The 13,419-nt window shown below is 62.6% G+C and carries 13 protein-coding genes; 11 read left to right on the top strand and 2 right to left on the bottom strand.

What is annotated here, in order from left to right:
- Positions 1 to 13: 13 nt before the first annotated feature.
- The 5 genes from ACVIW0_RS28310 to ACVIW0_RS28290 all read left to right on the top strand — a co-directional run bounded on the left by ACVIW0_RS28310 (position 14) and on the right by ACVIW0_RS28290 (position 5,044).
- Positions 14 to 427, top strand: a complete 414-nt coding sequence (locus tag ACVIW0_RS28310; protein WP_461355341.1) for a hypothetical protein — start codon at positions 14 to 16, stop codon at positions 425 to 427.
- Between the two features lie 75 nt (positions 428 to 502).
- The gene (locus ACVIW0_RS28305) at positions 503 to 1,828 is read left to right on the top strand and encodes a TAXI family TRAP transporter solute-binding subunit (protein WP_461355340.1); all 1,326 of its coding nucleotides are present in this window, start codon (positions 503 to 505) and stop codon (positions 1,826 to 1,828) included.
- 86 nt (positions 1,829 to 1,914) lie between these two features.
- Positions 1,915 to 3,678, top strand: coding sequence for a DUF3300 domain-containing protein (locus ACVIW0_RS28300; protein ID WP_461355339.1), 1,764 nt, complete (start codon positions 1,915 to 1,917; stop codon positions 3,676 to 3,678).
- A gap of 38 nt (positions 3,679 to 3,716) precedes the next feature.
- Positions 3,717 to 4,601, top strand: a complete 885-nt coding sequence (locus tag ACVIW0_RS28295) for a DUF2950 domain-containing protein (protein WP_461355338.1) — start codon at positions 3,717 to 3,719, stop codon at positions 4,599 to 4,601.
- Between the two features lie 14 nt (positions 4,602 to 4,615).
- Positions 4,616 to 5,044 (top strand): hypothetical protein, encoded by a 429-nt coding sequence (locus ACVIW0_RS28290; protein WP_461355337.1) that lies wholly within the window; start codon positions 4,616 to 4,618, stop codon positions 5,042 to 5,044.
- A gap of 31 nt (positions 5,045 to 5,075) precedes the next feature.
- On the opposite strand, the gene ACVIW0_RS28285 is transcribed toward ACVIW0_RS28290, so the two are convergent.
- Positions 5,076 to 5,339, bottom strand: a complete 264-nt coding sequence (locus tag ACVIW0_RS28285; protein WP_461355336.1) for a hypothetical protein — start codon at positions 5,337 to 5,339, stop codon at positions 5,076 to 5,078.
- A gap of 380 nt (positions 5,340 to 5,719) precedes the next feature.
- Here ACVIW0_RS28285 and ACVIW0_RS28280 point away from each other — a divergent pair, with 380 nt between their 5' ends.
- From ACVIW0_RS28280 to ACVIW0_RS28265, 4 genes are all read left to right on the top strand, one after another.
- Positions 5,720 to 6,034, top strand: coding sequence for a universal stress protein (locus ACVIW0_RS28280; RefSeq protein WP_461355335.1), 315 nt, complete (start codon positions 5,720 to 5,722; stop codon positions 6,032 to 6,034).
- Positions 6,035 to 6,120: 86 nt separating this feature from the next.
- Complete coding sequence (locus ACVIW0_RS28275; protein ID WP_461355334.1) at positions 6,121 to 6,414, top strand: HdeA/HdeB family chaperone; 294 nt, start codon at positions 6,121 to 6,123, stop codon at positions 6,412 to 6,414.
- A gap of 206 nt (positions 6,415 to 6,620) precedes the next feature.
- Positions 6,621 to 6,887 carry a hypothetical protein gene (locus ACVIW0_RS28270; RefSeq protein WP_461355333.1) on the top strand — a complete coding sequence of 89 codons (267 nt, stop codon included), beginning with the start codon at positions 6,621 to 6,623 and terminating at the stop codon, positions 6,885 to 6,887.
- 223 nt (positions 6,888 to 7,110) lie between these two features.
- Positions 7,111 to 7,848 carry an outer membrane protein gene (locus ACVIW0_RS28265; protein WP_461355332.1) on the top strand — a complete coding sequence of 246 codons (738 nt, stop codon included), beginning with the start codon at positions 7,111 to 7,113 and terminating at the stop codon, positions 7,846 to 7,848.
- 104 nt (positions 7,849 to 7,952) lie between these two features.
- Here the strand turns inward: ACVIW0_RS28265 and aspD are convergent, their stop codons facing one another.
- Positions 7,953 to 9,578, bottom strand: coding sequence for an aspartate 4-decarboxylase (gene aspD, locus ACVIW0_RS28260; RefSeq protein ID WP_461355331.1), 1,626 nt, complete (start codon positions 9,576 to 9,578; stop codon positions 7,953 to 7,955).
- 360 nt (positions 9,579 to 9,938) lie between these two features.
- On the opposite strand from aspD, the gene aspT (ACVIW0_RS28255) reads away from it, so the two are divergent.
- Together aspT (ACVIW0_RS28255) and aspT (ACVIW0_RS28250) are read left to right on the top strand one after the other, a co-directional pair.
- Positions 9,939 to 11,630 carry an aspartate-alanine antiporter gene (gene aspT / locus ACVIW0_RS28255; RefSeq protein WP_461355330.1) on the top strand — a complete coding sequence of 564 codons (1,692 nt, stop codon included), beginning with the start codon at positions 9,939 to 9,941 and terminating at the stop codon, positions 11,628 to 11,630.
- Positions 11,631 to 11,643: 13 nt separating this feature from the next.
- Positions 11,644 to 13,338 (top strand): aspartate-alanine antiporter, encoded by a 1,695-nt coding sequence (gene aspT / locus ACVIW0_RS28250; protein WP_461355329.1) that lies wholly within the window; start codon positions 11,644 to 11,646, stop codon positions 13,336 to 13,338.
- Positions 13,339 to 13,419: the final 81 nt, after the last annotated feature.

Raw genomic sequence — 13,419 nt, 5'->3', positions numbered from 1 at the left:
AGGGAGACGCCAGATGAAGCCGGGCCGCAAGCTTCGCGCAATCGTGGCGACGGGCATGACCTTCGCACAGCCGGATCATGCGCTGGCGTTCGATCTTACAGGAGCCTGGGCGACGAGTGCCGAGCAGTGCCGGAAAGTGTTCGCGCACAAGGGCAGGGCGAACCAGCTGACTTTCTCGAACTTCTCGGGCGTCTACGGCGGAGGATTCATCGCCGAGCCGGACCGCCTGAGAGGCAAGTTCGAGAACTGCAAGATCAAATCGCGCAAGGACGACGGCCAGAACATCAACATCATCGTCGGTTGTGCGTCTGGAATCATGGTATCGAATGTGCAGTTCTTCCTGAAGGCTGTCGACGACGATACGATCACGCGCCAATTCCCGGGCATCGAGGGGATGGAGGTCAACTATCACCGGTGCAAGTTCTAGAGACGTCCGGCCCCCGCACCGACTCAGTCTATAAGACCGTTGTTGGCTGACACCGAACCGATGGGGTGACGCGACATGGATCCGAGCAGGTTGCCGAGGTCATTGCGCATCGCCCTTGTAATTGGGCTTGTCCTTTTGGCAGCCGGCGCCGGCCTGCTGGGCTACCGCTGGTATGAGCAGCCGACCACCCTGACGATCGCGGTGGGGTCGCTGGATGGCGAAGCCGGCAGGCTGGTCTCGGCGATTGCCGCAAAGTTCACGCAGTCGAAAGCGCCGGTCCGCCTCAGCCTGGTTCAGACCCCGGGACCGCTCGAGTCCGCCACAGCCTTCGCATCCGGAAAGGTCGACCTCGCCGTCGTCCGCGGCGATGTCGGTGATCTCTCGCAAGCTCAGGCAGTCATCGTGTTGGCGCACGCCACCGTGCTGATGATCGCGCCGCCCGGCGCGTCGACGTCCGATGTGGCGGAGCTGAAGCGCACCTCGATCGGCGTGATCGGTGCCGAAGCCAATCAGAAGCTGATCAAGGTGCTGACCGATGAGTACGACCTGACGCGCGCGGGCGTGACGTTCAAGCCGCTGGCCCCCGCGGACGCGCGCCGGGCGCTCGAGACCAAGGAGGTGCGGGCGATCCTGCTCGTGCTGCCCTTGACCGAGAAATACCTCGCGCTGCTGCGCAATGTCTTCCCGCATACCGGGAAAGCCGGCCCAGTCATGATCGCGATCGAGTCCGCGGGTGCGATCGCCGAAAAGGAGCGCGCATATGAGAGCTTCGATGTACCGAAGGGAACCTTGCGCGGCTCGCCGCCAATTCCTGCTGACGACCTGACGACGCTGCAGACATCGTTCTATCTGGTGGCGCAGAAGAAGCTCGGGAACGACGTAATCGGCGACCTCACGCAGTCGATCATGAACGCGCGGCGGGACTTGCTCGCCGAACTGCCGGCGCTTTCCCAGATCGCCACGCCCGATACTGACGCGGGTGCGTATATCCCCGTGCATCCTGGGGCGGCCGCGGTCTACGAGGGGACCAGGGAGAGTTTCCTGGACCAATGGGGCAATGCGATCTTCCTGGCACCGATGATCGCAGGTGCCCTTGCGTCCGTGCTCGCGGCGGCATGGAAATTCCTCCGCTCGAGCGAAGCTCCGAGCCGCAAGGAGGCGCTCGATACACTTTATGCACTGGCGGCACGGATTCGGGTGGCCGGGCAGGAGGCGGAACTGACAGAGATCGAACGCGAAATCGACCAGGTATTGCGGACGCAGCGCGAGGAGCCGGTCGCTGACGACAAGGCCGAGCGCGCAGTGACGGCGGTCAACGTTGCGGCTCATCGGCTCGAGAACCTGATCCACGATCGCCGCATCCACCTCGCGTCGCAGCAACCCGGCCAGATCGGAAGCTGAGCGGACCGACACTTCCTTGATCTCGATCAAAGAGGGCGCATGGCCGTGGCCGATGCTGTCGACCGTTGGTGTCGATGGAGGTCGCGATGGTCCGTTGGGGCACGAGTCTGCTCGCAGTTGTGCTGGTCTCGATGACGTCAGTCGCCGCATTGGCGCAGACGGCTGACAAACCGACCGCCCAAACCAGTCAGCCCGTTCAGGCCAACCAGCCGGCCGCGGCGGCGACACAACCGGCCGACCAGCTGTTGAAGCCTGAACAGCTGGAAGCGCTGGTCGCACCCATCGCTCTCTATCCGGATTCGCTGCTGGCCAACGTGCTGGCGGCATCGACCTATCCGCTCGAAGTCGTGCAGGCCGATCGCTGGCTGAAGGAGCGCAAGAGCCTGAAAGGAGACGCGCTGAAGAACGAGGTCGACAAGCAGGCCTGGGACGACAGCGTCAAGGCACTCGCAAGCACCGCCGATGTGCTCGCGATGATGAGCGACAAGATCGATTGGACCAAAAATCTCGGCGATGCCGTGTTGGCCCAGCAGGCCGACGTCATGGATGCGATCCAGCGGCTGCGCAGCAAGGCGCAGGCCAACAACAAGCTGGTGACGACCAAGCAGCAGAAGGTCAGCGTCCAGACCCAGGAGAACAAGCAGGTCATCGTCATCGAGCAGACCGATCCGAACACGATCTACGTACCCTATTACGATCCGGCTACGGTCTATGGCGCGTGGCCCTATGCGGCCTACCCGCCGTATTATTTCGGCTATCCGTCCTACATCGGCGCCGGCGTCGTCGCGGCAGGCCTTGCCTTCGGCGCGGGATGGGCGATCGGGCGCTGGGGCAACTACTGGGGCGGCGGCTGCAACTGGGGCAATCGCAACGTCTATGTCAATCACCGGACCACCAACATCGGAAATGGCTGGCAGCACAATCCCACGCATCGGCAGGGCGTTCGCTACAACAACAGCAACGTGCAGCAGCGCTTCGGCGGCAACAACAACCGGGCCGGTGTCAGCGACCGGATGAATTATCGCGGCCGCGACGGTCAACAGGTCCTCAATCCGGGCGGTGATCGCCAAGGTGCAGATCGTGCAGGTGACCGGGCGGGCGACCGCGGTGGCGACCGTGCAGGTGATCGCGGCGGAGACCGCGCCGGAGATCGTGCCGGTGATCGTGCCGGTGATCGTGGAGGCGACCGCGCCGGTGATCGCGGCCGAGGTGGCGACCGGGCCGGTGCGGGCGATCGCGCCAAGGGTGGCGACCGCGCGGGTGCGGGCAACAGGGGCGGTGGCGATCGCGCAAAGGCCGCCAACCGCGGCAATGCAGGTAACCGCGCGGCTGCGGCGAATCGTGGCGGCGGCAATCGCGGTGGCGCGATGAATGTGTCATCCGGGCGGGCAGCCGCGGCGGCATCGGCGCGCGGGCGATCGAGTATGGCCAGCATGCCGCGCGGCGGCGGCGCCAGTTTCGCCGGCCGTGGTGGCGGTGGCTTCGGTGGAGGTGGCGGTGGCTTCCGCGGCGGAGGCGGAGGTGGTTTCCGCGGCGGTGGCGGAGGTGGCGGTTTCCGTGGCGGCGGCGGAGGCCGACGTTCCGACATCGCGCTCAAGCATGACATCGAGCTGCTTGGGTATCTCGCCAACGGGCTCGGCTATTACCGCTTCAGTTATCTCGGCAGCAGCAAGGCCTATGTCGGCGTGATGGCGCAGGAGGTCGAGCAGGTGATGCCGGCGGCGGTAAAACGCGGCGGCGACGGCTATCTCAGGGTCTATTACGACAAGCTCGGGATCAAGTTCCGCAGCTATCACGACTGGCTGGTCGGCGGCGCGAAGATTCCATCCTGGTCGGAGACATCACGATGACAAGCGCTTCGCGATTGAATCGTATTGCTGCCATCAGCATGGCTGCAGTCACGGCGCTTGCCGTGCTGCTGTCTCCGGCTCGTGCCCAGCAGGGCTTCCCCAACCCTGAAGACGCGGCGTCTGCCCTGGCAGCCGCTGTCAAGGCCGGCACGAGCCGGGCCATGCTGAAAGTATTGGGCCGCGATGCTACCGACATCATCGAGTCCGGCGACGATGTTGCAGACGCCAATGCGCGAGCGAGCTTTCTTTCAGCCTACGACGCCAGGCATTCGATCAAGGCCGACGGCAACAAGAGGGCTATCCTGATTCTGGGCACGGACGATTTCCCGTTCCCGATCCCACTCGTCAACAACGCCGACGGCTGGAGTTTCGACGCCGATGCAGGTCGGCGCGAAATCCTCTACCGCAGGATCGGCCGCAACGAGCTGGCCGCGATCCAGACCTGCCTGGCCTATGTCGACGCCCAGAACGAGTACGCTGAGAAGGATCGCGGCGAGGGCGTCGGCGCCTATGCCCAGCGCATCGTCAGCAGGCCGGGCAAGACCGACGGATTGTTCTGGCGTGACGACAAGGACCCGAGCCCGCTCGGTGCGTTGGCGGCCCAGGCCGCGGCGGAAGGCTACAAGGTCGGCGAACAGCCCGAGCCGTACCACGGATACTACTATCGCATCCTGAAGGCGCAGGGCTCCGACGCTCCGGGCGGTGCGCTGAACTATGTCGTCAAGGGCAAGATGATCGGCGGATTTGCGCTGGTCGCCTGGCCTGCCGAATACGGCAATTCCGGTGTCATGACCTTCCTGGTCAATCACGCAGGCACGGTCTACCAGAAGGATCTCGGCTCACGCACCGATTTCCTCGCCAAGCGCATGATCGTGTTCGATCCGGATCACACCTGGAAGAAAGTCGAGCCGACAAATCCTTGAGAAGGGCCGCAACGATGCGAGGCATTCGTCCCGTCATAATTGCGCTTGTCGCGATGGTCCTGCTGATCGCGCCGTGCTTCGCGCAAGCGACCGGCCACGTCCAGGTCAAGTTCGTGAAGGCCGCGCTCGTCTTGGGTGGTGGCGGCGGGACCGGCACGTTGATCTACCGCGGCCGCCATTATCCGTTCATCGCGTCAGGCTTCAGTCTCGGCGTATCCGCCGGCACCTCCGTGAGCTGGCTGGAAGGGACCGCCTCCGGCATCAGGGACGTCAACGATTTCGCCGGCAGCTACGCGCTGGTCGGCGCAGGCGGTGCATGGGCCGCCGGCGTCGGCGGGGTAACGCTGCGAAACGAGCACGGCGTGGTGCTGGTGCTCAAGGGACCGAAAGCAGGCCTGGAATTTGCGGCCAATCTGGGCGGGCTGACGATCTCGCTGAGGTGAATTCAGGCTCCGCTTGCCTCAATATCGAATGCTATTTCGGAAGACATTCCACATTGTACGCAATGATGATCTGCGCCGGGTCAGCCTTGCCGATGCTTTTCAAGTCTTCCATGCCGCTTCTTAGCTTGGCTCCCGCCTCCTTAAGGCTGCCCTCGAGCGTAGACTTGGCGGTGCGGCATCGCTCCTCACTTGTGAACTCTTGAAAGACCACGGTTGGCAGGAGCCTCCATTCCGCCTTGTCGCTGGTAGCAGCCGGGTTGACCGAATAGGAGAACACATACATCAGCACCCACATCTGCGTGCGCCCGTTCTGATGCGAGACCGCTACGGCTCGCGAGCCTTCGCTGTCGTAATCTCGCGACCAAACTCCATGCGGACCATGACCTAGATCAAGTGTCCGAGCCGATCTGCGTGATTTGGCGACCGGAGTTGCTTTGGCTTTGGGTCCATTGAAGGCATCCGGCGGCCGCGTGCCGGGCAATCGATTGATCTATCTCAAGACCAAGTCTGAAGCAGAGGCTCAGCCTACATTTTGGTAGGCAGTAATAATCGGGAGGTGGAGGCATGTACCGGCACATTCTCATTCCGACAACGGGTCGGAACTGGCGGAGCGCGGGGTGACGAGGGCTGGCGCTGGCGAAATCCGTCGGTGCCAAAGCATCGGTCATCTTCGTTGTGGAGCCGCTCTCGGAAATCGGAGGCCAGTACCGTGAATTGCTCGCGAGGTACACCGAGATGCGCAAGGAAGAGGCCACGAGCGCGCTGGATAGCGCCGCGCGCGCGGCCAAAGAAGCCGGTGTTTCCTGCGAGACGAGCCAGGTGGAGAGCGGGCGACCCGATCAAGCCATCATCGCAGCGGCCAAGGACAAGGGCTGCGACCTCATTGCCATGTCGTCGCACGGACGCAGCGGGCTTTCCGCCATTCTCATCGGCAGTGTGACCAACAAGGTGCTCACGCAAGCGAAAATCCCGGTCCTTGTTTGCCAGTGAACGTGCCCGCTTACGCCTGCCACATTGCATGAAATTTGGGAGCAATTCATGAAGAAGACCGCGGTGTGTCTGGGGGAGAGACAACAATGAAGCCATCAATCTCTGCTGTTGCGATCGTTGCACTCCTCGCCACGACCGATTTGGCCAAGGCCCAAGTCGTCGTCGATCTGTCCCTCATCACCTGCAAGCAACTGCTGGAATCGGATAAGGACAGACAAACGCTGATCAGCTCCTGGATGTCGGGATATTTCAGCGCATCGAAGAACCTGAGCGTGGTCGATTTTCGCTACGTCGAGCGGAACGGCAAGGTCGTCGGCAATTACTGCAAGTCGCACAAGTCGGACACCGTCATGAACGCGATGCAGAAGAACTGGCGCTGAATACCGCCTCTGCGAACGTGCTGGCTTTGGACAGCCTTCTTGTCCTACTCGCGTCGGTGATGACATCGGCAACGCCAGTCGTCGCCAGGCTCGCCGCGCATGTCCGGCGAGGCGCTTCCATCTCAAGCGAGTCCGTCTCGTCTCCCGTATTTCTACGGATGGAGTGGTCTTGACCAAGATCAAGAGGTGATCAGCGGCGAGATGGTGTGTCGCCTGAGGAGTCCGTTCTCTTCGGTGTCGCCGTGTCGGCCATCTGGTATGTGACTTTCGAAATCCGCCAGCGCGGCCTGCTGCATCAACGGACGCGCAGCCCTCGCGAGACCAGAACATTTGCCACCGAAGCGGAGGCAAAGGAGTTCGCACGGTCGAAACTGGACGAAGGGCTGGTCGTGTTCGCCGGCACGCTCAATCCGTATCTTCCAAGGCAATTGATTCCTTCGCAGCGCATTGCCGATTGGCTCGTCGAACCGTGAACCTGTCCCGGCGACCTCGCGTCGGGGGTATTGGCGGTACGCGCTACCCTTAACCAGGACGCTCCAGCAACAATTTGGACACGCTGTATTTGATTGCCCTTGAGTGTTGCCATTTTGGCACGCGCTTTTTCGTGGCTCGCATCTAGGCTTCGATCTGTGCCCGATTGGGTGAGCGTATTGACTGCTGCTTTCGATTGATGCGAAGAGACCGGGAGATCATTCCATGAAGAAACTTTTGCTTTCCGTCGCCGTGCTTCTTGGCATGGCCACGCCGGCGTTGTCGGCTGACATGGCCGTCAAGGCGGCACCCGTACCGCTTCCTCCGCCGGTCTACAATTGGACTGGTTTCTATATCGGTGCCAATGGCGGTTGGGGCGAGAGCCGCACCTGCTGGGATTTCATCCCCGTCGCTGGTGGTGTTGTGCCTGGCGGCTGCAGTTCGCGCTCGGGCGGCGTTTTCGGCGGTCAGCTCGGTTATCGGTGGCAGGCGGGCCAGTTCGTTTTCGGCCTGGAAGGACAGGGCGATTGGGCGGATTTGAAGAGCTCGCGCCTCAGCCTGATCAATCCGGCGTTCTCGACGACGACGAAGACCGATGGGCTCGGCCTTTTCACCGGCCAGCTCGGCTGGGCCTGGGATGCCGCATTGTTCTACGTGAAGGGCGGTGCAGCGGTCACCAGCAATCGCTATGACATCTGGACCACGCTCGGCGGAATCGGGGTGGCGTCGGCAACGTCGACCCGTTGGGGCGGCACCATCGGCGTGGGCTTCGAATATGGCTTCACCCCGAACTGGTCGGTTGGGCTCGAATATGACCGTCTTTTCATGGGTGATGCGAACAACACGTTCTCGGTGGTCAATCCGATCGTAGCCGGGGCTGCCAACCGGATCGGGCAAGATGTGGATCTGCTGACGATACGGCTGAACTATCGGTTCGGCGGACCGGTCGTCGCGAGATACTGATTTCGTAGAGCATGTCAAAAAAGCCCCGGCACGGTCGCCGGGGCTTTTCTTTGGCTTCAGCGCTGCCGGAACAGCCTCCTGGCGTGCGTCAAAGCATCGCAGCGTCACCGCTTCGCGGCTCCGCCCTTCGCGGCGTCGTAGGCGTCGCGATAGCCCCTGGCGATGGTCCGGACGCCGCGTCCGATGTCGTCATAGACATCGTCAGGCAGGTTCGCGAGCGACACGCGAAGCGACCATTCTGGCGCGTCGAATCCGCCTCCGTTCAGCAGCACGATCCCGTGGGCTTCGGCCAGCCTGAACGCGAGGTCCAGCGGGTGAACGTTCTTCTTCAGATATTCGACGGCATCGTCGCCGATGTTCTTGCGGGCCCAGAATTCGAAATCGATCAGGGCGTAATAGGCATCATAGTTCGGATTCGGGCTCAGCTTGTCGGCCAGCCCGAGCCCGTCGAGCATCGACCACAGGCGCTTGTTGACGATTTCCATGCAGGCTGCCTGATAGGCCTTGTTCACGTCTATCATCTCCGCGAGCGAAAACAGGCTCATCATCACCTGCTGCGGCAACGACAATCCGGCGGTGTGATTGAGCGCCACGTCGCGGCTGTCGGCGACGATGCGGTCGATCAGCTTCAGCTTGCGCGGCTCGAGCGTGAGCGGCCCGTAGCGCTTGTCGAGCGCCTTCACGGCCTCGTCCGGGAGATTGGCGATCTTCTTGTCGAAGATGTTGTCTTCGTGGATCGCAATGGCCCCTAACCGCCATCCCGTGCAGCCGAAATACTTCGAATAGGAGTAGACGCCGATGGTGTTGTGCGGCAGCTCGCCGAGCAGCGAACGGAAATTGTGCACGAAGGTTCCGTAGACGTCGTCGGTGAGGATCATCAGGTCGGGACGCTTGGTCCTGACCAGATTGGCCAGCTTGGCAACCGTCTCCTTGCTCAACGCCATCCCCGGCGGGTTGGATGGATTGACGACGAAGAAGGCCTTGATCTTCGGGTCTTCAAGCTTCCTGATTTCCTCGTCGGTGAATTGGAATTTGTTTTCCTGCGGCGCCCTGATCTGAACGACCTTCAGGTCGTAGTCCTCAAGGTGCGTCATCTCGATGTAGGGCGTGAAGATCGGCGTCGCCAGCGCAATCGTATCGCCGGGCACCAGCAGCCGATTGGCCTTCAGCGACTTGAACAGGTAGCACATCGCCGCGGTGCCGCCCTCGACCGCATAGATGTCGAACTTGCCGGCGGGCCGCGGCTCGCCACAGACCGCCCACATCAGGTATTCGTGCACGATCCTCTCGTTGTGTACCAGCATGCGGTCCGGCACCGGGTAATTGTCGCCGATGATCGAATCGACAAGTTCATGGACGAACGCATCGGGATCGAAGCAAAATTTCTTGACCGTAAAGGCCAGCATTTCGGTCAGGAAGCTCGCGCCGGGCATGTCGTGGTGCTGCTTGAGCCAAGCCTCGAACCGTCCGGCGATGCCTTTTGCCTGAGGCATACCGCCGATGCCCGCGGGGTGTTCCATCACCCGCTTGCTCTCGGTGATGGCGAATTGCCCCAGCAAGAAGAAGCCTTCGCGCGGCGTCGTGGCGACCCAGTTCGGATTGCCGCGCCCGGCGTTCAGGAAGGGCATCTGACTTCGCTTCGAATTGGTCTTGGCGAGGTTGATCAGCTCGTCCTTGATCTCGAAGGGGCTCAGCGCCTCGAATTTCTTTAAGGTCAGAAGATCGGCCATTTTGACACTCCCGGGGCGATGCAGGCTGCTGGATTGGAAGCGACAGGCTCTGTTGCCTGCGCGATCGCGCGCAGCATGATCGGCAGCCGGTGACGGCCCTTGATCTATGTCAACGGTCTCGCGAGCGTCATGCACGCACCGAAGGACGGTCGCGTCGGGCTGCACGGAGAATCCATGCCTGTGACAAGACGATGGAGCTGCAAGGTAATCGCCCGTTGTGATTGACATAGATCAACATCCGTCTTGCCGGCCGTTGCCTGATGTCCCCGACACGATCGCTTCGCCCTGCTTCGGCGCGCCCCGCGCTGGATCGAAGCGGGCGCAAGCCGAGGCTCCGGGACAGCATCAACGGGTGACATCATGATCGATTGGCTTTTCCAGACTCTCCGCACCTATCCCGAAATCGCGATCTTCCTCTCGCTGGCGCTGGGCTATTATTTCGGATCCTTCACCTATAGAGGCCTCGGACTCGGCGCGGTCACCGCGACGCTGATCGCTGCCGTCATCATCGGCCAGATCGGAATCACGATTTCAGGTCCGCTGAAGCCGTTCTTCTTTCTGATGTTCCTGTTCGCCATCGGTTATGGCGTCGGACCGCAATTCGTGCGGGGCATCGCGCAGGACGGCGTTCCGCAGGCGATTTTCGCGGCCGTGGTCTGCGTCTTCTGTCTGCTGTCCGCCTATCTCGGCGCCAAGATCGCCGGCTACGACGTTGGATCAGCGATCGGGCTCTACGCCGGCTCGCAGACGATCTCCGCGTCGATGGGGCTCGCAACCGACGCCATCAACCGTCTTGGTCTGCCGGCGGACGAAGCCAAGAAGCTGCTCGATGCCATGCCGGTCGCCTATGCCGTGACCTATATCTTCGGCACGGTCGGCTCGGCGATCGTCCTGGCCCTGCTCGGACCGATGCTGCTCGGGATCGATCTCGAGAGCGCTTGCAAGAAATATGAGGAGGAGCATGGCGGCAAGAAACAGCTGGGCGGCCCCGGCACGGCCTGGCACCAGTTCGATGTGCGCGCCTATCGCGTTCATGAGCGCGGACCGGTCGCCGGCAAGACGGTCGGGCAGGCCGAGGCGTTGCTTCCCGACCATCGTATCTTCGTCCTCCGGCTGCGGCAAGGCGGCAAAATCGTTGAGGCAACCTCGGACACTGTCATTCATGCCGGCGACATCGTCGCCGTTGCCGGCCGCCGCGACGTGCTCGTGCAACTAATCGGCGAGCAGGCCGAGGAAGTCGACGATCGCGAGCTATTGGCGGTGCCGATCGAGGGCGTCGATGTCTACGTGACCAGCAAGGACGTCGATGGCAAGACGCTCGAGGAGCTGGCGAAGGAGCCGGCTGCCCGGGGCGTCTTCCTGCGCAAGATCGCCCGCGGCGCGATCGCCGTCGAGATTCCGATCCTGCCGAACACCAAGATCAACCGGGGCGACATTGTCACCCTGGTGGGGCGCACGTCCGATGTCGCTGCCACCACGAAGATGCTGGGCCGGCCGGACCGCGCGACCGACGTTTCCGACGTCGCCTTCATCGGGGCCGCCATTGCGATCGGCGCCCTGGTCGGCGCCTTCGTCTACAAGATCGGAAGCGTGCCGCTCACGCTGTCCACCTCCGGCGGTGCGCTGATTTCCGGCCTGTTCTTTGGCTGGCTCCGATCGGTGCACCCGACCTTCGGCCGCATCCCGTCGCCCACCGTGTGGTTCATGAACTCGGTCGGCTTGAACGTCTTTATTGCCATTGTCGGCATCTCCTCGGGCCCGGGATTTGTCGCCGGCCTGCAGAAACTCGGCTTCAGCCTATTCCTCTGGGGCGTCGTCGTGACCACGGTGCCTTTGATCCTGGCGATGTTCGTCGGCAAGTACGTATTTAGATTCCACGACGCGATCCTGCTGGGATGCTGCTCCGGCGCGCGCACGACGACTGCTTCGCTTGGCATGATCAACGACCGGGCAAAGAGCCAGATTCCCGGCCTCGGCTATACCGTCACCTATGCGGTCGGAAACACGCTGCTGACGATCTGGGGCATGGTGCTGGTCATGATGATGACATAGCCGCGGCTCGACGATGTTGGAGTGGCTGCAGCAGTTTCTCGTCCGCTATCCGGAGCTCGCGCTGTTCCTGGTGATCGCGGCCGGCTACTGGATCGGAAGCTTCAGGATCGGCGCTTTCAGCCTTGGACCGGTGACGGGCGCGCTGTTCGCCGGCCTCGCGATCGGCGATTTCGCGCACGTCCCCGTCTCCGGCATGACCAAATCGTTCCTGTTCCTGCTGTTCCTGTTCGGCGTTGGCTATTCGGTCGGCCCGCAATTCGTGCTGGCGATGAAGCGCGATGGGCTGAAGCCGATGCTGATGGCCGTCGTCGTGAGCCTCACCGGCCTGGCGGCAGCAATCGTCGTGGCACGCGTGCTGCGACTTGACCCGGGCTTTGCTGCCGGGCTGATGTCCGGGGCCCTGAGCCAGAGCGCGGCAATGGGAACGGCGACCGACGCAGTCAATTCACTACCGGTGTCCGAAGCGCAGCGCGCGCTGTTTGTCTCGCACATCGCAGTGGCCGATGCGGTCTGCTACATCTTCGGCTATGCCGGCGTGATTACATTCTGCACCCTGATCGTGCCGGCACTTCTGAAGATCGACCTGAAGACCGAAGCACTCAAGCTGGAACAGACCCTCGGCATCACGCGCGCTAAGCCTGGCCTGGCGTCGGCCTGGCGCAAATTCGAGATGCGTGCCTACCGGCTGGATGCTCGGGCGGGGATCGTCGGACTGACGGTTGCTGCCGCCGAAGCCCGCGTGCCCGGGCAACGCGTGTTCATTCACCGCATTCGTCGCGGCGAGCGCGTCATCGAGACGGAGCCCGCAACGAGGCTTGCCGTCGGCGATGTCATCGCGTTGTCGGCGCCGCGCCAGACCATCGTCGAGCTGATCGGGCCGCATGGTGAGGAGGTGGAGGACCGGGAACTGCTCGACATCGCGCTGATCTCGGTAGACATATTCCTGATCAACCCAGAGCTCGCGGGCAGCAGCCTCCAACAGGCGTCGGAGCAGAGCTGGGCTCGCGGCGTCTATTTGCGCTCGTTGAGCCGGGGTAGCGAACCACTCCCGGTCGCGGCCGGCATTGTCCTGCAGCGCGGCGATATGCTTCGCATTGTCGGCCCTGAAACCGCGGTGCAAAACGCGGCCAAGAGCATCGGCGTCATTGTCGCGCCGAGCACAACCATCGACTTCGTGGTGCTGGGGCTTGCGATCTTCTTCGGCGGCCTGGTCGGCGTTCTCCTGAGTTTTTCGGTTGGCGGCATCACGATCTCGCTGAGCACCAGCGTCGGCACGCTGCTCGCCGGACTTCTGGTCGGTTATCTCCGCACGCGTTTGCCGTATTTCGGACGGATCCCCGACGGCGCCATCAGCCTAATGACGTCGCTCGGACTGGCGGCGTTCGTCGGCCTGACCGGAATTCATGCCGGGCCGATCTTCCTTTCCGCGATACGGGAGTCGGGCATCGGCCTCCTTCTGGGCGGCATGATCGTCACGCTGCTGCCGCAGGTCGTCGGCTTCTGCTTCGGCCATTTCGTGCTGCGTATGAGCCCGATCCTCTTGCTTGGCGCATTGACCGGAGCACAGACGGTAACGGCCGCGATGGCCGCCATTCAGGAGCGCTCGGGCAGCTCCGTGGTGGTGCTTGGCTACACGCCCGCCTATCCGATTTCGAACATTCTGCTGACGACCTGGGGATCCGTCATGGTCGTCGTCTTCGCTGGTTGAAGCGCCAGGCATGCCCGGCCTTGTTTTGTAATCGCAGCGAAAGGCGATCGCCTCCCGTCGTCCCGCAAACCATAGCTGAGA

Source organism: Bradyrhizobium sp. USDA 4454, from assembly GCF_054822705.1.
Note: the sequence above shows the minus strand (reverse complement) of the source record. Positions and strands in the feature narration are given on the sequence as shown.